Annotated in this window: 19 protein-coding genes; 13 read left to right on the top strand and 6 right to left on the bottom strand. The window is 64.8% G+C overall.

Features of this window, described 5'->3' with window-relative positions:
* Position 1 precedes the first annotated feature (1 nt).
* From H3H37_RS02650 to H3H37_RS02625, 6 genes are all read left to right on the top strand, one after another.
* The gene (locus H3H37_RS02650) at positions 2-1,198 is read left to right on the top strand and encodes a heme biosynthesis protein HemY (RefSeq protein ID WP_182159892.1); all 1,197 of its coding nucleotides are present in this window, start codon (positions 2-4) and stop codon (positions 1,196-1,198) included.
* Between the two features lie 202 nt (positions 1,199-1,400).
* Entirely contained in the window at positions 1,401-1,943 is a 543-nt protein-coding gene (ppa, locus tag H3H37_RS02645; protein ID WP_182159889.1) for an inorganic diphosphatase, read from the top strand.
* A gap of 197 nt (positions 1,944-2,140) precedes the next feature.
* Positions 2,141-7,294: a diguanylate cyclase gene (locus H3H37_RS02640; protein WP_182159886.1), complete on the top strand. Its 5,154-nt coding sequence runs from the start codon at positions 2,141-2,143 to the stop codon at positions 7,292-7,294.
* 151 nt (positions 7,295-7,445) lie between these two features.
* On the top strand, positions 7,446-8,945 hold the full coding sequence (locus H3H37_RS02635) for a peptide MFS transporter (protein ID WP_182159883.1): 1,500 nt from the start codon (positions 7,446-7,448) through the stop codon (positions 8,943-8,945).
* A gap of 8 nt (positions 8,946-8,953) precedes the next feature.
* Positions 8,954-9,100, top strand: a complete 147-nt coding sequence (locus H3H37_RS02630; RefSeq protein WP_182159880.1) for a hypothetical protein — start codon at positions 8,954-8,956, stop codon at positions 9,098-9,100.
* 77 nt (positions 9,101-9,177) lie between these two features.
* Positions 9,178-9,516 (top strand): DUF5335 family protein, encoded by a 339-nt coding sequence (locus tag H3H37_RS02625; protein ID WP_182159877.1) that lies wholly within the window; start codon positions 9,178-9,180, stop codon positions 9,514-9,516.
* On the opposite strand, the gene H3H37_RS02620 is transcribed toward H3H37_RS02625, so the two are convergent.
* Entirely contained in the window at positions 9,482-10,477 is a 996-nt protein-coding gene (locus H3H37_RS02620; RefSeq protein WP_182159874.1) for an AraC family transcriptional regulator, read from the bottom strand. The two genes, H3H37_RS02625 and H3H37_RS02620, sit on opposite strands and share 35 nt — an antisense overlap.
* Positions 10,478-10,629: 152 nt before the next feature.
* Between H3H37_RS02620 and H3H37_RS02615 the strand changes: the two genes are divergently transcribed.
* The 4 genes from H3H37_RS02615 to H3H37_RS02600 all read left to right on the top strand — a co-directional run bounded on the left by H3H37_RS02615 (position 10,630) and on the right by H3H37_RS02600 (position 16,089).
* On the top strand, positions 10,630-12,039 hold the full coding sequence (locus H3H37_RS02615; protein WP_182159871.1) for an amidase: 1,410 nt from the start codon (positions 10,630-10,632) through the stop codon (positions 12,037-12,039).
* An 83-nt stretch (positions 12,040-12,122) separates the two neighbouring features.
* Positions 12,123-13,253, top strand: coding sequence for a GNAT family N-acetyltransferase (locus H3H37_RS02610; RefSeq protein WP_182159869.1), 1,131 nt, complete (start codon positions 12,123-12,125; stop codon positions 13,251-13,253).
* Positions 13,254-13,434: 181 nt separating this feature from the next.
* A complete protein-coding gene (locus H3H37_RS02605; protein ID WP_182159866.1) occupies positions 13,435-15,483 on the top strand; it encodes an NAD(+) synthase in 2,049 nt (682 codons plus the stop codon).
* Between the two features lie 267 nt (positions 15,484-15,750).
* Complete coding sequence (locus tag H3H37_RS02600; protein WP_008447011.1) at positions 15,751-16,089, top strand: P-II family nitrogen regulator; 339 nt, start codon at positions 15,751-15,753, stop codon at positions 16,087-16,089.
* 60 nt (positions 16,090-16,149) lie between these two features.
* Here the strand turns inward: H3H37_RS02600 and H3H37_RS02595 are convergent, their stop codons facing one another.
* The 3 genes from H3H37_RS02595 to trxB form a co-directional block, all read right to left on the bottom strand.
* Positions 16,150-16,773 (bottom strand): trimeric intracellular cation channel family protein, encoded by a 624-nt coding sequence (locus tag H3H37_RS02595; protein ID WP_182159862.1) that lies wholly within the window; start codon positions 16,771-16,773, stop codon positions 16,150-16,152.
* Between the two features lie 91 nt (positions 16,774-16,864).
* Positions 16,865-17,536: a Smr/MutS family protein gene (locus tag H3H37_RS02590; RefSeq protein ID WP_182159859.1), complete on the bottom strand. Its 672-nt coding sequence runs from the start codon at positions 17,534-17,536 to the stop codon at positions 16,865-16,867.
* 6 nt (positions 17,537-17,542) lie between these two features.
* Positions 17,543-18,496 carry a thioredoxin-disulfide reductase gene (gene trxB / locus H3H37_RS02585; protein WP_182159856.1) on the bottom strand — a complete coding sequence of 318 codons (954 nt, stop codon included), beginning with the start codon at positions 18,494-18,496 and terminating at the stop codon, positions 17,543-17,545.
* Positions 18,497-18,767: 271 nt separating this feature from the next.
* Between trxB and H3H37_RS02580 the strand changes: the two genes are divergently transcribed.
* From H3H37_RS02580 to H3H37_RS02570, 3 genes are all read left to right on the top strand, one after another.
* Positions 18,768-21,122, top strand: coding sequence for a DNA translocase FtsK (locus tag H3H37_RS02580; protein ID WP_182159854.1), 2,355 nt, complete (start codon positions 18,768-18,770; stop codon positions 21,120-21,122).
* A gap of 23 nt (positions 21,123-21,145) precedes the next feature.
* Positions 21,146-21,790, top strand: a complete 645-nt coding sequence (gene lolA / locus H3H37_RS02575) for an outer membrane lipoprotein chaperone LolA (RefSeq protein ID WP_182159851.1) — start codon at positions 21,146-21,148, stop codon at positions 21,788-21,790.
* Between the two features lie 72 nt (positions 21,791-21,862).
* Positions 21,863-23,164: a replication-associated recombination protein A gene (locus H3H37_RS02570; RefSeq protein WP_182159848.1), complete on the top strand. Its 1,302-nt coding sequence runs from the start codon at positions 21,863-21,865 to the stop codon at positions 23,162-23,164.
* 90 nt (positions 23,165-23,254) lie between these two features.
* On the opposite strand, the gene H3H37_RS02565 is transcribed toward H3H37_RS02570, so the two are convergent.
* Positions 23,255-24,316, bottom strand: coding sequence for a beta-keto acid cleavage family enzyme (locus tag H3H37_RS02565; RefSeq protein WP_182159845.1), 1,062 nt, complete (start codon positions 24,314-24,316; stop codon positions 23,255-23,257).
* Between the two features lie 55 nt (positions 24,317-24,371).
* Positions 24,372-25,229 (bottom strand): TauD/TfdA dioxygenase family protein, encoded by an 858-nt coding sequence (locus H3H37_RS02560; protein ID WP_182160300.1) that lies wholly within the window; start codon positions 25,227-25,229, stop codon positions 24,372-24,374.
* Positions 25,230-25,254: the final 25 nt, after the last annotated feature.

Here is a 25,254-nt window from a genome sequence, read left to right as displayed (position 1 = left end):
CATGCGTTTATTCCTCTGGTTAGTCGCCTTGATGGCCGCCGCCATCGGCATCGCCGTGACGGCCCGTTTCAATCCCGGCAACGTGGTGCTGTTCTACCCGCCGCACCGGATCGACCTGTCGCTGAACTTCTTCGTGGTGCTGGAAGTGGCGCTGTTCGCGCTGCTGTATGTGCTGATCCGCGCCTTCCGCGCCACGCTCAAGATGCCGGCCCGGGTGGCCGCCTACCGCCTGCGCAAGCGCGAACGTGACGGCAACAAGGGCTTGCGCGAAGCGCTCAAGGCCCTGTTCGAAGGCCGCTTCGGCCACGCCGAGAAGGCTGCCGCCCGCGCCGCCGAGCTGCCGGAGAACGCCGGCGTGGCGGCCCTGATCGGCGCCCGCGCCGCGCATCGCATGCGCCAGAGCGAGCGCCGCGACGGCTGGCTGGCCCGCTTGACCGGCGACGCGTCGATGAAGACGGCGCGCCTGATGACGATGACGGAACTGCTGGTGGACGACCACCAGCCGGAAGCGGCGCTGCAAGCCGTGGCCGAACTGAACGCCAGCGGCACGCGCCACATCCACGCGCTGCAATGGTCGCTCAAGGCCCAGCAGCAGGCCAAGAACTGGCCCGAAGTGCTGCGCCTGGTGCGCTCGCTCGACAAGCACCGCGCCCTGCATCCGGCCCTGTCCGCGCGCCTGCGCGAGATGGCTTACGAGGACATGCTGGCCGACCATGGCCACGATGCCGAATCGCTGAAGCGCGTATGGTCCACCGTGCCCACGGCCGACCGCATCAAGCCCTTCGTCGCCTCGCGCGCGGCCACCGCCCTCAACGCCCGTGGCCTGCACGATGAAGCGCGGCTGGTGGCCGAGGAGTCGCTGGCGGCCGACTGGGACGAACGCGTGGTGCGGGCCTACCGCGAGGCGGCCGCGCCGGCCGGTTCGTCGGCGCTGCTGCAGCAGATCGAGCATTGCGAAAAGTGGGTGGCCCAGCGTCCGGCCGACGCCGAGCTGGCCCTCACGCTCGGCTCCCTGTGCCTGAAGCAGAAGCTGTGGGGCAAGGCCCAGCGCCACCTGGAGCAGGCCCTGTCGGATGCCAGCGACGCGCGCATGGTGCGCGAAGCCCACCTCAAACTGGCGCAGTTGCACGAAGCGTTGCAGCAGCCCGAGGAGGCGGCCAACCACTACCGCCAGTGCGCGCTGGCCACCATCCTGTAAAGCCCAAGCCCAAGCCCAAGCCCAAGCCCAAGCCTAAGCCCAAGCCCCCAAAACCCGTCCCCGCGACGGGTTTTTTGTGGCTGCTGCATATCGCGCTTACGCCTCGCTGACGTGCCTGTTTTTTGTGCTGCGGCGCACAAGCAGGCATGCTTTCGCTATAATGGCGCGGTTAAACCATCCGCCTGCATAACAAGGAAATTCCATGAGCTTGAATAAAGTGCCTTCGGGCCGCGATTTGCCCAACGATTTCAACGTGATCATCGAAATCCCGATGAACGCCGATCCGATCAAGTACGAAGTGGACAAAGAGTCCGGCGCCATCTTCGTCGACCGTTTCATGGGCACCGCCATGCACTACCCATGCAACTACGGCTACGTGCCGAACACCCTGTCGGCCGACGGCGACCCGGTCGACGTGCTGGTGATCACCCCGTTCCCGCTGATCCCCGGCGTGGTGGTGCGCTGCCGTCCGATCGGCGTGATGAAGATGACCGACGAATCCGGTGAAGACGCCAAAGTGCTGGCCGTGCCGGTCGACAAGGTGCTGTCCATCTACAGCCACTGGCAGAAACCGGAAGACCTGAACGAACTGCGCCTGCGCCAGATCACCCACTTCTTCGAGCACTACAAAGACCTGGAGAAGGGCAAATGGGTCAAGATCGACGGCTGGTACGGTCCGGAAGAAGCCAAGGCTGAGATCCTGAGCGGCGTGGCTAATTATCAGAAGGAAAATCCACAAGGCTAAGCCTGTGGTGCGCGCACCAGCGGGCCCGCGTTGGCCCGCTGGTGCGTTTTGCACGGCGCATCAACTTGTTTTATCTTAAGTTGTTTTTCTTTATAGTAATTGTCGTCGCGCTAACGTAATATAGCGGTGAAGGTCACTAGTTGGTTGGCAGCAACCGACATGGCCGCGTTGCCTCGTTTTATTACGACTGGAAGTCCGTGAGCGCCTTATTCGACTACGAGATCATCGAACCACTGCATGCCAGTGCCCGTTCCCTGGTCTACCGCGCCCGCTCCGTGGCCGAGCGTGCGCCGCTCATCGTCAAGATCCCCAACACCGATTGTCCCTCGCACGAGGAAGTGTCGCGCTTCAAGCGTGAATTCGCGCTGGCGCGCCGCTGCGCCCATCCTGGCGTGGTGCGGCCGCTGGCGCTGGCCCAGCAGGGCGGACGCTGGGTCATGCTGCAGGAGGATATCGGCGGCACCGCGCTCAGCGTACTGCTGCGCGACCGCGCCGCCGCCGGCCAGCCCGGGCTGGCGCTCGACGACTTCTTTGCCATCGCCCTGCAACTGTGCGCCGCGCTCGACGCCGTGCATGGCCAGGGCATCATCCATAACGACATCACCCCGTCCAACATCATCTGGAGCGGCGCCCGGCGCCAGCTGCAACTGATCGATTTCGGCATCGCCGGCGAGCTGGCGCAGGAGGTGCAGGGCATCGTCCATCCCTACGCCCTGGAAGGCACCTTGCCCTACATGGCGCCTGAACGCACGGGACGCATGAACCGGCGGGTCGATTACCGCGCCGACTATTATGGACTTGGCGCCACCTGGTACGAGCTGGTGACGGGCCAACCGCCGTTCGCCGGCAGCGACGCCATGGAGCTGGTGCACAGCCACATTGCGCGCCTGCCCGACTGGTCGCATCCGGCGCTGGCCGCCGCGCCACCCGGCCTGACCGCCATCTTGCGCCGGCTGCTGGAAAAGAACGCCGAGCAGCGCTACCAGACCCTGCACGCGCTGGCGATCGATTTGCAGGCCTGCCGCGCGGGCGCGGCGGGGACTGGAGCGGGTTCTGGGGCGGGCGCGGGCGTGGACGGTCTTGCGGGCGACGGTGGCTACACCATGCCGCTGGCCGGCCTGGCCGACCGCCACCGGCCCTTCAACGTGGCGCAACGCCTGTATGGCCGCGAACGCGAAACGGCGGCGCTGCTGGCGGCCTTTGAACGCACGGCCGGCGGCGCCAGCGAATTGCTGCTGGTGGCCGGGCCTGCCGGCAGCGGCAAGTCGGCCGTGGTGGACGAGGTGCAGCCGGCCATCGTGGCCCGGTGCGGCTGCTTCCTGTCCGGTAAATTCGACCAGTACCGGCGCGACGTACCCTATGCGCCGCTGATCCAGGCGTTCCAGGAATTGCTGCGCCAGTTGTTGAGCGAACCGGAGCAAGGCTTGCGGCGCTGGGCCGAGCGCCTGCGCGGTGCGCTGGGCGACAGCCTGGGCGTGCTGCAGGAGCTGCTGCCGGAGCTGGCGCTGGTGGCCGGCCCGGCCGACCCCGGCGCCGCGCTGGCGCCAGACCAGGCCCAGGCCCGGCTCGACCGCGCCTTCCACCGTTTCGTGCAAGTGTTCGCGACGGCCGAGCATCCGCTGGTGCTGTTCCTGGACGACCTGCAGTGGGCCGATCCGCCCACGCTGCGCCTGGTGGAGCTGTTCCTGCGCGAGCGCGAAGGCGGCCACATGCTGCTGATCGGCGCCTACCGCGACAATGAGGTGGCAGCGGCCCATCCGCTGACGGGGGTATGCGAACGGCTGCAGCGGCAGGGCGCGCGCCTGACCCGGTTGGCGCTGTCGCCGCTGGCCGAGGACGACGTGGCGCAACTGGTGGCCGACAGCCTGCACGTGCCGCTTGAGGCGGCCGCGCCGCTGGCCCGCCTGTGCCAGCGCAAGACGGGCGGCAATCCCTTCTTCCTCAACCAGTTCCTGCACGCGATCCACGATGCCGGCCAGCTGCACTACCAGCCAGCCCATGATTGCTGGTATTGGGACCTGGCCGTGCTGGAGCAGGCCGCCTACACGGACAACGTGGTCGAACTGCTGGTGGAGAAGATCCGCCGGCTGCCGGCGCCCGCCCAGCAGTTGCTGCAACTGGCGGCCGCCGTCGGCAACCAGTTCCGGCTCGACACGCTGGCCGTGCTGGTGGACGCGGCGCCGGCCCAGGCCCAGCAGACGCTGTGGCCGGCGTTGCAGGCCGGCCTGATCCAGCCGCGCGACCTGCGCTACAAGTACCTGGACGCCGACGCCGCCGGCACCGACATCAGCTATCGTTTCCTGCACGACCGCGTGCAGCAGGCCGCCTATGCGCTGGTGCCGGCCGACGCGCGCGCGGCGCTGCACCTGCGCATCGGCCGCCTGCTGCTGCGCCACGCCGACGAGCGCCGCCAGGAGGACGAGGTGTTCGCCATCGTCGAGCAGTACAACGCGGGCCGCGCGCTGGTGGTGGAGGAGGGCGAACGGCTGCAACTGGCACAGCTCAATTGCCGCGCCGGCGTCAAGGCGCGCCGCTCCGCCGCGTTCCAGGCCACGCTCGAACACATGGGCATCGGCCTGGCCCTGTTGCCGGACCAGCCCTGGCTGGCGCATGGCGCGCTGTGGCTGGAATTGCAGCTGGGCGCGGCCGAAGCGGCCTACCTGTGCGGCCAGTTTGAACGGGCCGAGGCCATCTACCCGCTGCTGATGGCGCACGCGGCGCCGCTGGAGCAGGTGCGCTGCATCGCCGTGCAGGCCCACCAGTACCAGTTGCAGGGCCGGCTGCCGGACGCCATCGCCGTGCTGCGCGCCGGGCTGGCGCTGCTGGACATGCCGGTGCCACACGACGTGGCCGAGCTGAGCGCCCGCTCCGACGCGCTGTACGCGGAGATCGAGCGCCTGCCGCAGGCGCGCGACACCCAGGCGCTGCTCGACGCGCCCGAGCTGGACGATGGCCCGGCACTGGCCGCCATGCAGATGATGCAATCGATGTGGATGGCGGCCTACTACGCGGGCCAGCAGGAGTTGAGCGTGCACATGATGCAATCGATGACGCGCCTGTCCATGCAAAAGGGCATCAGCGATTTCAGTTCCGTGGCCTATGTGGGGCACGCGCTGATGCTGGCCCTGCGCACCGGCGACATGGACCTGGCTTACCGTTTTGGCGAGATGTCGCTGGCGCTGGCGCGCCGCCGCGCCAACCTGCAGACGCGCACGCTGACCGGCCTGATGTTCGCGGCCCTGTGCAACCACTGGGTACGCTCGCTGCGCAGCTCCGACTTGCTGTACGACGAGGCGTTCGGCTGGGCCCTAGACATCGCCGACTACGTGCAGGTGGGCGTGGTGGCGGCCGTGCGCGCCACCGACCGCCTGATCCTGGGCGACTACCTGCCCGAACTGAAGCTGGCTATTGCCCACGACCTGCTGCTGATGCGCGCCAACGGCCAGCAGGCGATGGCCGACTGCTGCGTGGCGGCGGCCGTGCAGCCGATCAAATGCCTGATGGGCCAGACGGCCACTGGCGCCAGCTACGACGACGACGGTTTCAGCGAGGCCCGCTTCCTTCAACGCTATGGCGACTCCAAGCTGTTCCGCGCCTATTTCTTGCAGGGCAAGATCCGCAACGCCTTCCTGTTCGACGGCCCGGACGCGGAAGCGCTGGCCGGCCAGCTGGAGCTGGTGGCGCAAATGATGCGCGGACAGGCCAAGGTGCCCGATGCCACGTTCTACGCGGCCCTGATCTGGGTGCGGGCCTTGCGGCGCGATCCGGACCGGCCCGACGCGCCCGCCATCCGTGCCCGCATCGCCGCGCTGCAGGACAACCTGGCGCGCTGGGCCGCGCTGGCGCCGCCGTTGTTCGCGGCGCGCCACAACCTGGTGCTGGCCGAACTGGCACGCGGCGAGCAGGACCTGGCGCTGGCCACCCGCCATTACCAGCGCGGGCTGGACGCGGCGGCCGGCAACGTGCCGCTGCAGGCGCTGGGCAACGAGTTGTGCGGCGAATGCTGGCTGGAACAGGGCCAGGCGCGCGTGGCCACGGTCTACCTGACCGAGGCGCTGGCGCGCTACCGCCAGTGGGGCGCGGACGGCAAGGCCAGCGTGCTGAGCGCGCGCCATGGTGCGGCGCTGACCGGGCATGCGCTATCGGGTTGGGCTGCACCATCCACGCCCGGCTGGAACGTGCCGGCCACCCCCGGCTGGACCACGCGCGGACGGGCCGGCGCCAACGCGGAGCTGGACCTGATGACCCTGCTCAAGGCGGCCCAGGCGCTGTCGCACGAGGTCGGGCTGGCCAATGTGCTGCGGCGGCTGATGGCCATCGTGTGCGAGAACTCGGGCGCCCAGGTGGCCCGCCTGCTGCTGCATGAAGGCGATGCGTGGCGGCTGGAAGTGGAGGCGGTCGATGGTGCGACGGCCGTGCCGCAGGCGCGCGCGGTGGACCTGGAGGCGGCCAGCGATCCGCAATTCCCGTTGTCGCTGCTGCGCTATGTGGTCCGGTCGGGTGCGGAGGTCATCGAGGACAACCTGGCCGCTTCGCCCCGGTTCGCGGCCGACCCCTACGTGCGCCAGCCCGGCGTGCGCTCCGTCATGTGCCTGCCGATCCGCCAGGCCGGGCGGCTCGATGGCATGCTGTACCTGGAAAACCGGCTGACCGAAGGCACGTTCACGTCGGCGCGGGTGGAATTCCTGCGCATCCTGTGCGCGCAGGCCATCACCGGCATCGCCAATGCCCGCCTGTACGACAACCTGGAGCGGCGCGTGGCCGAGCGCACGGCCCAGCTGGAAGAAGCCAATGCGCGGCTGGTGGCGCTGGCCGTGACGGACGGCCTGACGGGGCTGGCCAACCGCCGCCATTTCGACGACGTGCTGCGCAACGAGTGGGCGCGCGCGCGCCGCGCTGGCCAGCCGCTGGCCGTGCTCATGATCGACGTCGATTACTTCAAGCGCTATAACGACCGCTATGGCCACCAGCGCGGCGATGATTGCCTGATGCGGGTGGCGCAAGTGTTGCGCGGCGGCGCACGTCGCGCGGCCGACCTAGTGGCACGCTACGGGGGCGAGGAATTCGCCATCGTGTTGCCCAACACCGGCCCGTCCGAGGCGCTCGAGGTGGGGCAGGCGCTGCGCGCGGCGGTCGCGCAACTGGCCATCGCGCACGAGGAGGCGCCCGGCACCATCGTCACCATCAGCGTCGGCGTGGCCAGCGCCGAAGGCCACGCCGTGGCCGACACCGATGCCTTGCTGCGGCTGGCCGACGCGGCCCTGTATCGGGCCAAGCACGCGGGACGCGACCGCGTCGTGTGCGACGGCGAGCCACTGGGTCAGGTCCAGCCAGCCCAGCGGCAAGCCTGACGCCTTGCCCTGCCGGCCCGGCGCCCATGGCCGGGATGTTGCTTCAATGAAATTGCTTTCCTGAAATTGCCAGTTGACGTGGAGTGGCGTAGCATGCGGCGTCGGCACACGTATGCCACTTAAACAACACTTAAAAAGTCACTGGAGACTCATGAATACCTCCATTCCAACGTATACGCAGACGCGCTCGTTCGCGACCATCGCGTTGATCGAACTGTGGGAGCGCTTCGGCTATTACGGCATGCAGGCGCTGATCGTCTATTTCATGGTGCAGCGCCTCGGTTTCGAGGATAGCCGCGCCAACCTGGTGTGGAGCGCGTTCTCCGCCCTGGTCTATGTGTCGCCCGCCATCGGCGGCTGGATCGGCGACAAAGTGCTCGGCACCAAGCGCTGCATGCTGCTGGGCGCGCTGATCCTGAGCATCGGCTACGGCTTGCTGGCCGTGCCGAGCGAGAACACCTGGCAGATTTTCTCGGCGCTGGGCGTGATCGTGGTCGGCAACGGCTTGTTCAAGCCCAACACGGCCAACCTGGTGCGCAAGATCTATGAGGGCGACGATTCCAAGATCGACAGCGCGTTCACCATGTATTACATGTCCGTCAATGTTGGCTCCACCGTGTCCATGCTGGCCACGCCATGGGTCAAGGACTATGTCAACGCCCAGTACGGCAATGGCCTGGGCTGGCATATGGCGTTCGCCGTGTGCAGCGTGGGCCTGGCGGTGGGCCTGTTCACCGTGCTGTCGATGCGCCAGACCCTGAACGCGGTGGGTTCCCGGCCGGACGAACTGCCGCTCGATCTGCGCAAGCTGGCCATGGTGCTCGGCGGCGGCCTGCTGGCCGTCGTGGGCGCGGCCATCATCCTGCAATACCAGGCCGTGGCGCGGGCGTTCGTGTACGTGGCCGGTTTCGTGGTGCTGGGCATCTTCGCCCATCTGATCCGCAGCAGCGAGGCCAGCGAACGGGCCGGCCTGATGGCGGCCCTGATCCTGATGCTGCAGACCGTGTTCTTCTTTATTTTCTATCAACAGATGTCGACCTCGCTGTCGCTGTTTGCGCTGCGCAACGTGAATGGCGATTTCGCCATGTTCGGCACGCACTTGTGGACTTGGGCGCCGGCCCAGTTCCAGGCCTTGAATCCGATCTGGATCATGCTGCTCAGCCCCGTGCTGGCCTGGGCCTACGCCAAGGCGGGCAGCCAGGGCAAGGACTTGTCGATCGCCGGCAAGTTCGCGGTGGGCTTTTCCATCGTCGCCATCGGCTTCTTCATCTACGGCATCGCCGGCCAGTTCGCCGTGGGCGGCAAGACCTCGGCCTGGGTCATGATCGCCGGCTACGGCTTCTATTCGCTCGGCGAACTGCTGGTGGGCGGCCTGGGCCTGGCCGTGATGGCGCGCTATGTGCCGGCCCGCATGGGCGGCTTCATGATGGGCGCCTATTTCGTGGCGGTCGGCATTTCCCAGTACCTGGGCGGCGTGGTGGCCAATTTCGCCAGCGTACCGAAGGATGTGGTTGATCCCGTGCTGACCTTGCCAATCTACACCAACTTGTTCACCAAGCTCGGTTTTGGCGCCGTGGTCTGCACCGCCATCGCGTTGGCCGCGCTGCCCATGATGCGCCGCCTGACGGCTACCCACCAGGCGCACAGCTGACTGCGCAGTTGACCGCGCAGTTGACCATTACCGGCGCCCGCCGGTACAAGCACGCAGCCGCCCGGCGCCATGCCGGCCGGCTGCGTTTTTCATTTCCCGACCTGATCCCGATCAGTAATTTTTATACCGTGCGCAAGGGCGGCGGCGCATACTGAACGCTCCGACACCGGTCTTCCGTGGTAGCGGGGCGGCCGGCAATGCTGACTATGCTGACTACAAATGGAGGCGGGAAATGACGGTCGCAAAAATCGATAAGGCGGAATGGCACAGCTATTTCGACCGCGTATCCAAGGAACTGGAAGGCAAGAGCGTGGAAATCGACGTCGAGGCACTGTCGCTGGGCAGCCAGGTGGAGCAGGAGTGGATACCGCTGCTGGGCCTGACGTACGAGCCGCGTGACGATATCCTCAGCGTGATGGTGGAAGGCTTGAACCACCTGATCCGCTCGCCGCGCACGGTGTTTGTCGATATCGAACTGGGGCAGGTGAGCAGCATGGAAGTGGTGGACGGCGACGACTACCGCCACATCCTCAAGCTCAGCGATCCGCTGCGCCTGACAGCGCCGCACTGACGGTTCGCCGGTAGTCGCCGGGCGTCATGCCGGTCCAGAGCTTGAACGCATGCTGAAACGGGCTTTGCTCGGCATACCCGACCAGGTGCGCAATTTCCAGGAGAGTCCGGCTTGGGTCGGCGAGGTAGGCCTTGGCATGCTGGCATTGGATGTCTTGCATGAGCTTACGAAAACTGCTGCCGTCACTGGCCAGCAGTTGCTGTAGTCTGCGTGTCGAGATCGCCAGCTCTTGCGCGATGGCTTCAACGCCGAATGCGCCAGTGGCCAGATTTGCCGAAATCCGCTGGCGCACACGATGCACGAAGTCGCTTTCAGTCACATGAAGCAATTGTTCTTCAGCCTTTTGCACGAGTAGTTGGTTCGTTTGCGCATCCCCGAATATCGTTGGGCGATCGAGGAAATCACGGTCGAACACGAGCTTGGTCGCTGCTTGCTGGAACCTGGCGGGCCGGCCGAACACCTTGACGTAGGCGTCGGTGTTGGCCGGCTGGGGGAAAGTGAAGTGCGCTTCAAAGGGCATGCATTGATCGCCAGTCAGTCCCCGTCCGAGTGTCGCCCATGATGCCAGCGCCAACTGCATGAAGATCGGCGCAATGGGGCCGAGGTAGGGGAGCCATTGCAACTCCGCATTCTGCCCACGGATGACCAGTTCGGTCGCATTCACGTCCTGTACCAACCGCTCGTAACGCCGCATGATGCCGATGGCGTCGCCGAGGGTAGGGCAGCTCATGGCGGCGAATCCCAGTATGCTGTAATCGCTGGGCTGAATGCTGGCGCCGACGTGAAGTGGCAGTGCAAGGTCACCGGTTACGGCGATAGCCTGTTCATACAAATCCAGCCAGGCATCGCAAGTAATCTCCCGGGACTGTCCCAGCCGCAGTGCCAGGCTGCCAGACAGCGTGCTCGCCGCCGGACCGCCATTGGTTCGCAAATAATTGAGCAGCGGCAGTACCGTCTCCACGCTGACCCGCCCCTTGGGCTGACTTGTCTCCTGATTGCGCAATTTCTCAACTTTGTAGGAATTTGGTTAAGACTTTCACATCGTCATTTCTGCATAATAGCGCGGCCAGGCGGCGCGCCGTGCGCTGAGAGACCAATTATACGAAGACGACCATGGGCCAAAACAATTTCAATCTTAGCAACCCCGACGCTACCAGCCTCTTATCTGCCATGCGACTAGGGACATTGTCCGCCGAGCAGGTGGTTCGGCAACACCTGGAACGTCTCGCCCGGACGCAAGGGAAGATCAACGGCGCCACGCACATCTTCACCGAGCAGGCGCTGGCGGAAGCCCGCGAGCTGGACCGCCATGGCAACAAGGATCTCCCGTTGTTCGGTCTGCCCTGTTCCGTCAAGGAGACGTTTTGCATGGCGGGGCAAGACGTGACCGCTGGCTCGATGCGGATGCAACCGGAACACCACCTGCAGGATGCGGAAGTCGTCCGTCGTTTGCGGCAGGCCGGCGCGGTGATCATCGCGCGCAGCAATATCCCGGAATTCGCGATGACGGGGGAGTCCACCAATCTCCGGTTTGGACGCACGAATAATCCGCTGGATGTGGATCGGGTCGCCGGCGGGTCGAGTGGGGGCGAGGGCGCGCTCGTCGGTTCAGGTGCCTCGGCTTTCGGGGTGGGGTCTGACATCCTGGGCTCCATCCGCATCCCGGCGGCATTCTGCGGCGTCGTCGGCTTCAAGCCCCATTCAGGTGGCGTCGACAAGACCGGGACCTGGCCGGTCGTGACCGGGAACACGCGCACCTGGCTCGGCATCGGCCCGCTGACGCGCAGCGTGCGCGACGCCCAGCTCGTCTATAACGTCATCACCGACCATCCGGTCGCTGAACCTGCACGCACAGGTGGCCGATTGATCACGCCCCACGGTTTTCCTTTGCGTGTGCAGCAGGGATGCATCTCCGACGCGCTGAGCGCCGCCAGAACCGCATTGCTTGAGCAAAGCTTCACTGAAGAGCGCCGGGCGTTTACCGACATCGGCAGCCTGTACCTGAAAATTCCCAAGCTGATTCTGGATGACTTCCACCATCAATGGTTGGACATGCTGTCCCATCCACCAGGCCGGCGATTCTCCTTGCTCAACGAGTTGGTGGCGCAGCTGCGGGGCAAGCCGACGATCGACCGGGGGCTGTTGATGTGGCTCCTGATTGCGCCATTCATGAAGCCACGGAGCCGGAAGCAGGTTCAGGCGGTGGCCAGACAATTTGACGAGGCCAGGGCGCATTACCAATCCCTGTTGGGTGAAGACGGGATACTGGTGCTGCCGACCCTGGGGCTGCTCGCGCCGCGACATGGTGAGATGAACCGCTTGTCGCTCAAGCCCGGCATCAACGGTCTGTTTACCGGTCATACCATGGGCAACTACCTGGACCTGCCATCCATCGCGATACCGGCCTGGAAATTCCGGGACCCTGCGACGGGCCTTCCACCCAGTATTTCCGTGCTCTGTGCCCCTGGCGCCGAAGCAAAATTGTTTGAGGCGGCCAAGTGCATTGAAAGTGTACTGAACTGAATGGGGTGATGCTCGTGCACCCAACGCGGCCTCGGCGTTTCAGTTAGTATTTAGCTCGATACTGTTTCCCGAGGCCCCGTCAGGTGTTTGAAATCTCCCTTGTCAATTTCCTGGATGCGTCCGATGCGGCTGGTTGGAATCTGCTTGCGGGCAGCAATCCAACGACCAAGTACGAATTCATCCAAGCGTTGCACGATACCGGTTGTGCCTCGCCCAAGACCGGCTGGACGCCGCATTTCCTGGTGCTGCGTGAAGACGCCCGCCTGGTCGGAGGCATGCTGCTCTATCTCAAGAGCCACTCAAGGGGTGAGTATGTGTTCGACCACGGATGGGCGGAAGCATTTCATCGGCATGGGATGCGTTACTACCCGAAGCTGCTGTCATCTATACCTTTTACCCCGGTGACGGGCGCACGCCTGCTGGGCCAGACCCCCGCGCATCGCGAGACGCTGGCGAGGGCCGCCATCCAGGTCGCCAAGGAGATGGACGTCTCTTCGCTGCACGTTCTTTATCCTGATGACGCCAGCAAGGCCGCTTTGGTCGAAGCGGGATACCTGATACGTGAAGGCGTTCAGTTCCACTGGTCGAACCAGGGTTTTGAATCTGTCGACGATTTTCTGGGATCGCTGAAACATGAGAAGCGAAAGAAGCTGCGGCAGGACAGCCGTCGCGTCGCCGAAGCCGGCGTGACGTTCGAACATCTGCGTGGAGCCCACATTTCCACTGACGTGCTGCGCTTCTTTTACGAATGCTACGCGCGCACGTACGAGGCGCATTTCTCCAGTCCGTATCTCACGTTCCAGTTCTTTGAACGCATCCTCCGGGACGCGCCGGACGACATGCTGATCGTTCTCGCGTCGAAAGACGGCAGGCCAATCGCGACCGCCCTCAACCTCGTTGGCGGCGACACTGTCTACGGCCGATACTGGGGCAGCACGGAATTCGTGTCCGGTCTGCATTTCGAAACGTGCTATTTCCAGTCGATCAAGTATTGCATCGACCATGGCTTCCAGCGCTTCGAAGGCGGCGCGCAGGGGGAGCATAAAATGGCCCGCGGCCTTACGCCGATCAAGACCTGGTCGGCGCACTGGATTGCCAATCAGTCCTTTGCGGATGCGATTGCCGATTTCCTCGACCGGGAGACCGTGGCGATCGAATGCTACGCCGATAGCCTGGAAAGCCGGTCGCCGTTCAAACAGGACGACCCCGCCTAGCGTACCGATGCCTGGTTAGTCCTGTCCTGTGTCCGTGCCACCTCGGCGGGAGAAGAAATGATCCCCGTGCGATAATACTTTTTTGTTGCCCGCTCATCATGTTTGCACTGACCAGTGTGGCATCCTACGCACAATATTCCGTCACCGCCGGGTGCGCGCCCGGCAGGTGAGAAAGACGCAGATGACCAAGAATTTCTTCAACCTGTACACCCACGACTTCGCCCGCGTGGCCGTGGCCGTGCCGCGTTGCCGCGTGGCCGACCCGGCGTTCAACGCGGCCCAGACCATCGCCATGGCCACCGAGGCGCACCAGCAGGGCGCGGCGCTGGTAGCCTTCCCGGAACTGGGCCTGTCGGCCTACACTTGCGACGACCTGTTCCACCAGCGCGCGCTGCTGGACGGCTGCGAAGCGGCGCTGGCCACGGTGGTGGCCGCGTCGGCCGAACTGCCGCTGGCGCTGGTGGTCGGCATGCCGCTGCGGGTGCAGCACCAGCTCTACAACTGCGGCGTGGTGGTCGCCGGTGGCCGCATCCAGGGCGTGGTGCCCAAGAGCTACCTGCCCAACTACGGCGAATTCTACGAGGCGCGCCAGTTCTCTACCGGCGATTACGCGGCCGTGCCGGAGGTGACGCTGCTGGGCCAGACCGTGCCGTTCGGCTCCGGCTTGCTGTTCGAGGTGGCCAATCTGCCGCTGTTTAAGTTCCACGTCGAGATCTGCGAGGACGTGTGGGTGCCGGTGCCGCCGTCGTCGTTCGCGGCGCTGGCCGGCGCCACCGTGCTGGTCAATCTGTCCGCCTCCAACGCGCTGGTGGGCAAGGCCGGCTACCGGCACCAGCTGGTGGCGCAGCAGTCGGCGCGCTGCCTGTCGGCCTACCTGTACACGTCGTCCGGCAGCGGCGAATCGACCACCGACATGGCCTGGGATGGCCAAGCCCTGATCAGCGAGAACGGCGAACTGCTGGCCGAGTCGAAGCGCTTCCAGGATGAGCCCAGCCTGATTTATGCGGACGTGGACCTGGAGCGGTTGTCGCGCGAGCGCATGCGCCAGACCACGTTTGGCCAGTCGGTGCAGCGCCATGCGGAGGAGGTGGCCCGCTTCCGCGTGGTCAGTTTTGAACTGGCGCTGCCGCTGGAACGCACGCTGCCGCTCAAGCGCTGCGTGGAACGCTTCCCCTACGTGCCGGCCGACAGCCGCCGCCGCGATGAGCGCTGCAACGAGGTCTACAACATCCAGGTACAGGCGCTGGCCCAGCGGTTGCAGGCGAGCGGCATCCAGAAAGTGGTGATCGGGATCTCCGGCGGCCTCGATTCCACCCACGCACTGCTGGTGTGCGCGCGCGTGATGGACAAGCTCAAACTGCCGCGCACCAACATCCTGGCCTACACCATGCCTGGTTTCGCCACCAGCGAACGCACGCTGACCCAGGCCCACCGGCTGATGAAACTGGTGGGCTGCACCTCGGCCGAAATCGATATCCGCCCCAGCTGCATCCAGATGCTGCAAGACCTGGGGCACCCCTACGCGGCCGGCGAGCAGCAGTACGACATCACGTTCGAGAACGTGCAGGCGGGCGAGCGCACCAACCATTTGTTCCGGCTGGCGAACCACAACCAGGCCATCGTGATCGGCACCGGCGACTTGAGCGAGCTGGCGCTGGGCTGGTGCACCTACGGCGTCGGCGACCACATGTCGCACTACAACGTCAACGCCAGCGTGCCCAAGACGCTGATCTCGCACCTGGTGCGCTGGGTGGCCGAGTCGGGCGTGATCGGCCGCAACGACGCGCAAGTGCTGCTCGACATCCTGAGCACGGAAATCAGCCCCGAGCTGGTGCCCGGCACGGCCGATGGCCAGCCGGAGCAGCGCACGGAGAGCACCATCGGCCCCTATGAACTGCAGGACTTCAACCTGTACTACGTGCTGCGCTATGGTTTCGCGCCGTCCAAGGTGGCGTTCCTGGCGCTGGCGGCCTGGCATGACCGCGAGCAGGGCCGCTGGCCCGATGGCGAGCATGTGGCGCGCAACCAGTACGACCTGGCGGTGATCAAGAAGAACCTGGGCATTTTCCTGGACCGCTTCTTCCGCACCAGCCAGTTCAAGCGCACCTGCGTGCCGAACGCGCCCAAGGTGGGCACGGGCGGTTCGCTGTCGCCGCGCGGCGACTGGCGCGCGCCGACCGACGGCCAGAGCGTGGTCTGGATGCAGGATTTGCAACGGATTCCCGTCTGAGAAGGGACGCCGGGCGGGCGCCAGAACCGAGTGGCGCCTCGGTATCGGCGTGCCCGGGTAGGAGAGCGGCGCCGGGTAGCTTACAATGCGGTCTGGATACCGTGCATTACATCGTCCGATCGCCGCCGTCATGGCCGCCGGCTACCCGCTGCGCGGCACGGCATGGGTTACCAGCCTGCTCAAGATCCGGGACCGCGCCGCCACCGGCGGGCGCTTCCCATTGACGCACCGGTTTTACGCAATACGATTTACATTCGAGGAGATGTCATGAAACAGATTACCGCAGTGATCAAACCGTTCAAGCTGGATGAAGTGCGCGAGGCGCTGGCTGAAGTCAACGTCACCGGCCTGACCGTGACGGAAGTGAAGGGCTTCGGCCGTCAGAAGGGCCACACGGAACTGTACCGCGGCGCGGAATACGTGGTCGATTTCCTGCCCAAGGTGAAGGTGGAAGTGGTGGTGGACGACGGCGTGGCCGAGCAGGTGGTGGACGCCATCATCAAGGCCGCCCGCACCGGCAAGATCGGCGACGGCAAGATCTTCGTGCAGAACGTGGAGCAGGTGATCCGTATCCGTACGGGCGAAACGGGCGCCGACGCCGTTTAAGTTCTGCCACATGCGCTGGCATCCCCGCGCGCGGGGATGCGCATCCGCGTCAGCGCGGTGCTACCTGTTGATCCGCATGTCGAACTTCCACGTCAGCAGCCGCAATAGCGTGATGAAGGTGGCGCTGAACCACAGCGCGAAGTCGTTCGACACCTGCGTGTGCTGCAGCCCGATGTAGAGCCAGGCGCCGAAGAAGGCGCAGATCGCGTACGGTTTCCCGTCGCGGAACACCATCGGCACCTCGTTGCAGACGATGTCGCGCAGCACCCCGCCGAATATCCCCGTAATCACCCCCATCATGGCCGCGATGAACACGGGCATGTCAGCCGCCTGCGCCTGCGACACGCCGGCCACGGCGAACAGCCCCAGGCCGATGGCGTCGGCCACCACGATGATGCGTTCCGAAACGATCTGGCGGATGGTGCGCACCAGCGGCGTGGCCACCAGGGCCAGCACGAAGATCAGGATGGCGTAACCCTGGTGGGCGACCCAGAACAGCGGACGGACGTCGAGCAGGATGTCGCGCAGCGTGCCGCCGCCGAAGGCCGTGATGAAGGCCACCGTGAACACGCCCACCAGGTCCATGCGCTTGCGGCGCGCCTCCACGAAGCCCGACATCGCTCCCACCAGGATCGCCACGATTTCGATGACGGTGATGAGGGATACGTGCGGGATATGCTTCATGCTGGCGAAAGAATAGACGGAGTGGCCGGTGCGCGTAGGTTAACACGCGCCAGCCAGTCGTGGGGCAGGATTTGCGGTGGTTGGCGGGTGGTCAGCGCGGCGTTTGCAGCGCGGCGCGCAGCAGCACCATCAGCGCGCCTTCACCGCCGTCCAGCGGACGGGCGGCGCAGAAGGCGATCACTTCCTCTTTCTGTTCCAGCCAGCTGTGCACCATGGAGCGCAGCACGGGTTCGCCGTTGACGGAGCCGTAGCCCTTGCCGTAGATGACGGCCACGCAGCGCGCATTGCGCCGCTTGGCTTGCGCCAGGAAGGCGCCGATCGCGTCGCGCGCGGCGTCGCGCCGCATGCCGTGCAGGTCCAGCTCATCCTGCACCGGCCAGTGGCCCTTGCGCAGCTTGCGCATCACGTCCTGGCCCACGCCGTTGCGCAGGAAGCTGACAGTCGGTTCCGTCTCCAGCAAGTGCTCGACGTCGAACTGGTCCGACATCATTTCGCGCAGCACGGCCGCATCGTCCTCGGCCTGGGTGCGGGGACGGGCGGGGGCGGCCGGCGTGAAGGCCGACGCCTTGGGGGCGCCCGGCGCCAGCCGGTTCTGCTCCGGCAGGCGCTTGACGCCGCCGACGCTGGCGTGGAACAGGTTCGCTTCCACCGCCTGCACCTTGGCCTGCTTGGCCGCTTCGGCCTGGGCCACGGCGCGCGCCTCGGCCTGCTCCTTGAGCTGCTTGCTCAGGGATTTGAGGTCGGCGAAGTCCTTCAGCGCCATGGCCGCTTATTCCTGGCTTTCCAGGTAGCGCTGGGCGTCCAGCGCGGCCATGCAGCCGGTGCCGGCGCTGGTGATGGCCTGGCGGTAGATGTGATCCTGCACGTCGCCGGCCGCGAACACGCCCGGGATGTTGGTGGCCGTGGCCATGCCCTCGGTGCCGGTGCGGGTCTTGATGTAGCCGTTGTGCATTTCCAGCTGGCCTTCGAAGATGTCCGTATTGGGCTTGTGGCCGATGGCCACGAACAGGCCGTGCACGGCGATGTCGGTGATGGCGCCGTCGGCGGTGGAGGCGATCTTCACGCCGGTCACGCCGCTGTCGTTGCCCACCACTTCATGCAGGGTGTGGTTGTACTTGATCTCGATCTTGCCTTCGGCGACCTTGGCGTTCAGGCGGTCGACCAGGATAGGCTCGGCGCGGAACTTGTCGCGACGGTGGATCAAGGTGACCTTGTTGGCGATGTTGGACAGGTACAGCGCTTCCTCGACGGCCGTGTTGCCGCCGCCGACCACGGCCACTTCCTGGTTGCGGTAGAAGAAACCGTCGCAGGTGGCGCAGGCCGACACGCCCTTGCCCATGAATGCCTGCTCGGACGGCAGGCCCAGGTACTGGGCCGAGGCGCCGGTGGCGATGATCAGGGCGTCGCAGGTGTACTCATGGCTGTCGCCGATCAGGCGCAGCGGCTTTTCGTTCAGCTTGACGGTGTGGATATGGTCGAACACCATCTCCGTGTTGAAGCGCTCGGCGTGCTGCAGGAAGCGCTGCATCAGGTCCGGGCCTTGCACACCCATGGGGTCCGCCGGCCAGTTTTCCACGTCGGTGGTGGTCATCAGCTGGCCGCCCTGTTCGACGCCCGTCACCAGCATCGGATTCAGGTTGGCGCGCGCGGCGTAGATGGCGGCGCTGTAACCGGCGGGGCCGGAACCGAGGATCAAGACGCGGGCATGTTTTGGAGTGGTCATGGGATGGCTTCTTATTCAGAGGTTGGACGATGGATAACGTATCCGAATTGGGGGCTAATTCCGCTACAGCAAGGGCGGCGAAGGGGCGCCAGCTATTGCACACGGTTAAGCAATGCAGGATTATAGTCCAAGCGGCGATTCGGCACGAATCAGGGGGGCCGGGCAGGGGCCGTATGCCTTAGAATAGATGGGATGACTGTTTCTTGGTCGATAATATTGCAATATTTTTTAGCCGGTGCCAGCGCCGGCGGTAGTACTTGTCCCCGAACGTATGACGAAATCCAGCTCCTCGACTCCATCCAGCTACACCCGCAATGTGACTGAACGTCAGCCTTTGCCCAACCGGCTGGTGCGCCTGTTGTCGGAGGCGCGCTGGCTCGCGCTGGCGGCGCTGGCCGTGTATTTCGTGCTCATCCTGATCAGTTATTCCAAGGGCGATCCGGGCTGGTCGCACGCCAGTGTGGTGCCACGGGTACACAATCTGGGTGGCCGGGCCGGCGCCTGGCTGGCTGATTTGTTGTTGTTTATCTTCGGTTTTTCCGCGTGGTGGCTGTGCCTGTGCCTTCTTCGTCTCGTGTGGAAGGGTTATACCGGGCTGACCCAGCAGTTTGTGCTGTCAAAGGAGCCGGAACCGGAGCACCAGCACGAGTACATCATCCGCATCGTCGGCTTCGTGCTGCTGTTCTTGGGCAGCGTGGGGCTCGAATATCTGCGCATGTGGTCGCTCAAGGTGGAATTGCCGCGCGCGCCCGGTGGCGTGCTGGGACAACTGATCGGCCACTCGGCCCACGTGGCGCTGGGGTTCACGGGCGCCACCTTGCTGCTGTTGCTGTTGTTCGGGCTGGGCTTCAGCCTGTTCTTCCAGGTCTCGTGGCTGGCCGTGGCCGAGCGCATCGGGGGCGGCATCGAGACCGGCATCGACTGGTTCATCCAGCGCTACCAGTACCGCGAGGATAGGCGCCAGGGCGAAGTGGCGGCCGTCAAGCGCGATGAGGTGGTGGTCAGCGAGCGCGCCAAGCACGTGGAGAAACACGTGGCCGCGCCGCCCGTCAAGATCGAGCCGCAGGTGGTCACGGTGGTCAAGTCCGAGCGCGTGGAGAAGGAAAAGCAGGCCAGCCTGTTCCAGGATCTGGCCGATGGCAGCCACCTGCCGCCGCTGTCGCTGCTGGACGAACCGCCGCCGGTGCAGGAAACCGTGGCCGTGGAAACGCTGGAATTCACCAGCCGCCTGATCGAGAAGAAGCTCTCGGACTTCGGCGTGGAAGCCAAGGTGGTGGCGGCCTATCCCGGCCCCGTCGTCACGCGCTACGAGATCGAACCGGCCACCGGCGTCAAGGGCAGCCAGATCGTCGGCCTGGCGCGCGACCTGGCCCGTTCGCTGTCGCTGACCTCAATCCGCGTGGTGGAAACCATCCCCGGCAAGAACTACATGGCGCTGGAGTTGCCCAATCCCAAGCGCCAGATCGTGCGCCTGAGCGAGATCGTCGGCTCCAAGGTCTACAACGACAACCCGTCCAGCCTGACCGTGGCGCTGGGCAAGGACATCGCCGGCAAGGCCGTGGTGGCTGACCTGGCCAAGATGCCGCACTTGCTGGTGGCAGGTACCACCGGTTCCGGTAAGTCGGTCGGCATCAACGCCACCATTTTGTCGCTGCTGTACAAGTCCGATCCGCTTGACGTGCGCATGATCCTGATCGATCCGAAGATGCTGGAAATGTCGGTCTACGAAGGCATCCCGCACCTGCTGGCACCCGTGGTGACGGACATGCGCCAGGCCGGCCACGCGCTGAACTGGGCCGTGAACGAGATGGAGCGCCGCTACAAGCTGATGTCCAAGCTGGGCGTGCGTAACCTGGCCGGCTACAACGCCAAGATCGAGGAGGCGAGCAAGCGCGAGGAACACATCCCGAATCCGTTCAGCCTGACGCCGGATTCGCCGGAACCGCTGGAAAAACTGCCCACCATCGTCATCATTATCGACGAGCTGGCCGACCTGATGATGGTGGTCGGCAAGAAGGTGGAGGAACTGATCGCCCGTATCGCGCAGAAGGCGCGCGCGGCCGGCCTGCACTTGATTCTGGCGACGCAGCGTCCATCTGTGGATGTGATCACGGGTCTGATCAAGGCCAACATTCCGACCCGGATCGCGTTCCAGGTGTCGTCCAAGATCGACTCGCGCACCATTCTCGACCAGATGGGTGCGGAAACCCTGCTGGGTATGGGCGACATGCTGTACATGCCGCCCGGTACCGGCTTGCCCGTGCGGGTGCACGGCGCCTTCGTGTCCGATGACGAGGTGCACCGCGTCGTCAAGCACCTGAAGGCGACCGGCGAACCCGATTACATCGACGGCATCCTGGAAGGCGGCACGCTGGAAGGCGAGGGCGGTGCGGACGGTGCTGCGGCCGGCGAGGGCGGCGGCGAGGCCGATCCGATGTACGACCAGGCCGTGCAGGTGGTGCTCAAGAACCGCCGCGCGTCCATTTCGCTGGTGCAGCGTCACTTGCGCATCGGCTACAATCGCGCGGCGCGCTTGCTGGAGCAGATGGAGCAGAGCGGCGTGGTGTCGCCGATGCAGTCGAACGGCAACCGCGACATTCTGGCGCCGACCGCCAGCGCGGAATGAACAGGATAATCGGGATAAACGATATGAAACAAAGCAACACCTTGGCCAGGACGGTGGCCGCACTGGCCTGTGGCCTGCTGCTGGCGGGCACGGCCCATGCCAGCGCGCTGGAACAGTTCAAGAGCTTCGTGGCCACGACCAAGTCGGCCAAGGGCGAATTCACCCAGCACCAGGTCAAGAAACTGGAGAGCGGCGGCACCAAGACGTCCACCTCGTCCACCGGCACCTTCGTGTTCGCCCGTCCTGGCAAGTTCATCTGGACGTACGTGAAACCGTACGAGCAGGTGCTGCAGGCTGATGGCGAGCAGCTCTACATTTTCGACAAGGACCTGAACCAGGTCACTGTCAAGAAGCTGGGCAACGCGCTCGGTTCCTCGCCGGCGGCCATCCTGTTCGGCAGCAACGACCTGGAAAAGAATTTCAACCTGTCGGAAGCGGGCAGCAAGGATGGCGTGGAATGGCTGAAGGCAGTGCCGAAGGCCAAGGATACGAGTTTCGAGGAAATCACCATCGGCCTGCGCAACGGCTTGCCCGAAGCGATGGAGCTGAAGGACACGTTCGGCCAGACTTCCGTGCTGGCGTTCAAGAAGATCGAGCGTAATCCCGCTTTAAATGCGACGAGCTTTAAGTTCGTCATGCCCAAGGGCGCGGACGTCTTCAATAATTAAGGCTGGATGACGTGACGACATGCGCCGCGGCGAATGCCAGCGGCGCTTTTTCCTTTGATACGGCAAACGAGTATGGCAGACCTTTTCTCCAACGAACCGCGCCAGCCGCTGGCGGAAGCGCTGCGGCCCAAGACCCTGGACGAAGTGATCGGCCAAAGCCATTTGCTGGGGCCGGGCAAGCCGCTGCGTCTCGCGTTCGAATCGGGCCAGCCCCATTCGATGATCCTGTGGGGGCCGCCCGGCGTGGGCAAGACCACGCTGGCGCGGCTGACGGCCAACGCCTTCGATTGCCAGTTCATCGCGCTGTCCGCCGTGTTCTCGGGTGTGAAGGATATCCGCGCCGCCATGGAGCAGGCCGAGCAGCACTTGGCCATGGGCAAGCACACCATCCTTTTCGTTGACGAGATTCACCGCTTCAACAAGTCGCAGCAGGATGCGCTGCTGCCGTATGCGGAATCGGGCCTCGTCACGCTGATCGGCGCGACCACGGAAAACCCTTCGTTCGAAGTCAACTCGGCACTGCTGTCGCGCTCGCAAGTGTATGTGCTGCAATCGCTCAACGAGGACGAACTCAAACAACTGGTGGCCAAGGCGCGCGAGAAAGTGCTGTCCCACCTGCAGATCGACGACGCGGCCATCGACACCCTCGTCGGTTACGCGGACGGCGACGCGCGCCGCCTGCTCAACCTGCTGGAACAAACCAGCACGGCCGCCAACGCGGCCCGCACCAACATTGTCACGCCCGAGTTCATCCAGAACGCGCTGACCTTGAACGCGCGCCGTTTCGACAAGGGCGGCGACAATTTCTATGACCAGATTTCGGCCCTGCACAAATCCGTGCGCGGCTCCAATCCGGACGCGGCCCTGTACTGGTTGTGCCGCATGCTCGACGGCGGCGCGGATGCCAAATACCTGTCGCGTCGCATCGTGCGCATGGCGTGGGAAGACATCGGCCTGGCCGATCCGCGCGCCATTCAGTTGGCCAATGACGCGGCCGCCACCTTCGAGCGGCTCGGCTCGCCGGAAGGGGAACTGGCGTTGGGACAGGCTGTGATCTACCTGGCCATCGCGGCCAAGAGCAACGCCGGCTACATGGCGTTCAACCAGGCCATGGCGTTCGTGAAGAAGGACAAGTCGCGCGAAGTGCCCGTGCACCTGCGCAACGCGCCGACCAAGCTGATGAAGGAACTCGGTTACGGTCACGAGTACCGCTATGCCCACGACGAGCCGCACGCGTATGCTGCCGGCGAGACGTATTTGCCGGATGGGATAGGTGAACCGGGCTGGTATCAGCCCGTGCCGCGCGGGCTGGAAAGCAAGATTGCCGACAAGATGGCGTTCCTGCGCAAGCTCGATGAGGATGCCGGCAAGTAGTGAGGCAGAAACGAACTCCGCCCCGGCGCGGAGATACGCCGGGGCGGAAGACGTGTCCCGGCGGGCAGGCCCGCCGGGCAATAGACTGGATCAGCGGCCGAACTGCGTGAAGCCTTTCTGGCCCGGCTTGCGGTTCGGTGCGAAGCCGTTCTTGGCCAGCGTTTCGTCGGCCGTCTCATAGAAGGTGCCGATCTTGTAGATCTCGCGCGCTTCCTTGCCGTTGGCCACATCGCGGCCGAACTCGCGCGAGATGCGCACCAGCTGTTCGATCTGCTCCACGGTCGACATCTTGCGCGAACGGTCCTGGGTCCACAGGTTGTCCTCGATACCGCAACGCACGTGCAAACCCATGGCGATGGCCATCATGTTGAGCGGCAGGGTGTTGAGCATGGAGCTTTCCAGCGTCAGCACGGAGCCGTCCGGGCAGGCGCGCACGAAGTTGGCCAGGTTGTAGATGTTGGGCGCTTCGAAGCCGCCACCAATCGCCACCCAGGTCAGGATCAGCGGCACGTTGCACACGCCGCGCCGCATCATGCGCTCCACCGTTTCCAGTTGGGCGATGTTGGCCAGCTGGAAGTGGGTCTGAATGCCGCGCGCCGACAGGCGGCGGATATGTTCCTCCACCCATTCCGGGCCGGCCGGAATCGTCATCTCGCGGTAGGCGAAGTAGCCGGGCGTGCCCACGGCCAGCGAGGTGCCTTGCACGTCGGCCGCGCACATCTGCTCGACCACGTTCATCTGGTTGCTGTTGATGGCGATCGTCACCTGGTCCGGCGTCGGCTCGATCATGGCCAGGCCGTGGCGGGTGTCGTCCGACAGCCACTTGGCCGTGTCGCCTTCCTTGGTGGGGGCGAACGAGATCGAACCGCCCACTTGCAGGATCATGTCCGGGCAGCGGGCGCGGATGCCGGCCACCAGTTCGTTGGTGCGCTCCAGGCGCTTGGAGCCGGTGCCGTCGTCTTCGCGGCCATGCACGTGCAGCACGGTGGCGCCGGCGTTGTAGCAGTCCACGGCTTTCTGGATCTGCTGTTCGAGCGTGACGGGAATGTCTTCAGGGAAGTCGGACGGTTGCCATTCGGGGCCGAACGGGGCGGCGGTGATGACGAGTTTTTGCTGGTTTTCCGGGAACAGCGAGCCATCGAGGAAATTCATTTTTTGCTCCTTGGTGTGAGATCAGGGTTTGCGTTTTTTCTGGGATGGCCCAGGCTTAGAAAGGTTTGTCGCCAATGATGGCGGCGCGCTCCATCTTGCGATGGCAGGGCGGGTAATCCATGACGGCGTAGTGCTGGGTGCTGCGGTTGTCCCAGATGGCCATGCTGTAGGGCTTCCAGCGCCAGCGCACCTGGTACTCGGGCACGTAGGCCTGGCTGATCAGGTATTGCAGCAGGTCGCTGCCGCCCTTGTTGTAGTCCTGGCCGTAACGCACGTGCTGCTTGTTGTGGTAGTTCACGAAGTGGGTGGCGAAGGCGTTCACGAACAAAATCTTCTCGCCCGTTTCGGGATGCGTGCGCACCACCGGGTGTTCGGCGTCCGGATACTGGGCCTTCATCTTCAGGCGCTGTTCGATCGGCATGGCGGCGGCGAACGAGCCGTTGAAGCTGTGGTTGGCGATCAGTCCTTCGATTTCCTGTTTGACGTGGTGCGGCAGCTTGTCGTAGGCCAGCACCATGTTGGCCCACATGGTGTCGCCGCCGACGGCGGGCGACTCGATGCAGCGCAGTACGCAGCCCAGCGCCGGCGTCTCGCGCCAGGTGCCGTCGCAGTGCCAGCTGTTTTCGTAGCGGTCCATGGGGCTGTCCGGGTTCTTGTAGATCTGCACCAGGCCGGGCGCTTCCGGATGGCTGGGCGCCATTGGGTGGGTTTCCAGCTGGCCCAGGCGCTGGGCGAACGCCATGTGGTCCTGGCGCGACAGCTTGTCCAGTGTCTGGTCGCGCAGGAACAGCACCTTGTGCTTGAGCAGGGCGTCGTAAATGGCGTTGAACAGGCCGTCGTCGCGGACCGCGTCGCCCAGATTCACGTCCAGCAACTCGGCGCCGATGGCGCAGGTCAGTTGTTCGATCTTCATCATGTCTCCGTCGTGTAGTCGTCTT

This window comes from Rugamonas brunnea (assembly GCF_014042345.1).
Classification (GTDB): Bacteria; Pseudomonadota; Gammaproteobacteria; order Burkholderiales; family Burkholderiaceae_D; genus Rugamonas; species Rugamonas brunnea.
This window is presented reverse-complemented; position numbering and strand designations above follow the sequence as displayed.

Bases quoted from the DNA above. Each gene is read 5' to 3' on its own strand.
- H3H37_RS02600 (WP_008447011.1), top strand. From the start codon at position 15,751: ATGAAACAGATTACCGCAGTGATCAAACCGTTCAAGCTGGATGAAGTG.
- H3H37_RS02565 (WP_182159845.1), bottom strand. From the start codon at position 24,316: ATGAATTTCCTCGATGGCTCGCTGTTCCCGGAAAACCAGCAAAAACTC.
- lolA (WP_182159851.1), top strand. From the start codon at position 21,146: ATGAAACAAAGCAACACCTTGGCCAGGACGGTGGCCGCACTGGCCTGT.
- H3H37_RS02560 (WP_182160300.1), bottom strand. From the start codon at position 25,229: ATGAAGATCGAACAACTGACCTGCGCCATCGGCGCCGAGTTGCTGGAC.
- H3H37_RS02635 (WP_182159883.1), top strand. From the start codon at position 7,446: ATGAATACCTCCATTCCAACGTATACGCAGACGCGCTCGTTCGCGACC.
- H3H37_RS02650 (WP_182159892.1), top strand. From the start codon at position 2: ATGCGTTTATTCCTCTGGTTAGTCGCCTTGATGGCCGCCGCCATCGGC.
- H3H37_RS02580 (WP_182159854.1), top strand. From the start codon at position 18,768: ATGACGAAATCCAGCTCCTCGACTCCATCCAGCTACACCCGCAATGTG.
- H3H37_RS02605 (WP_182159866.1), top strand. From the start codon at position 13,435: ATGACCAAGAATTTCTTCAACCTGTACACCCACGACTTCGCCCGCGTG.
- trxB (WP_182159856.1), bottom strand. From the start codon at position 18,496: ATGACCACTCCAAAACATGCCCGCGTCTTGATCCTCGGTTCCGGCCCC.
- H3H37_RS02625 (WP_182159877.1), top strand. From the start codon at position 9,178: ATGACGGTCGCAAAAATCGATAAGGCGGAATGGCACAGCTATTTCGAC.
- H3H37_RS02590 (WP_182159859.1), bottom strand. From the start codon at position 17,536: ATGGCGCTGAAGGACTTCGCCGACCTCAAATCCCTGAGCAAGCAGCTC.
- H3H37_RS02595 (WP_182159862.1), bottom strand. From the start codon at position 16,773: ATGAAGCATATCCCGCACGTATCCCTCATCACCGTCATCGAAATCGTG.
- H3H37_RS02615 (WP_182159871.1), top strand. From the start codon at position 10,630: ATGGGCCAAAACAATTTCAATCTTAGCAACCCCGACGCTACCAGCCTC.
- ppa (WP_182159889.1), top strand. From the start codon at position 1,401: ATGAGCTTGAATAAAGTGCCTTCGGGCCGCGATTTGCCCAACGATTTC.
- H3H37_RS02570 (WP_182159848.1), top strand. From the start codon at position 21,863: ATGGCAGACCTTTTCTCCAACGAACCGCGCCAGCCGCTGGCGGAAGCG.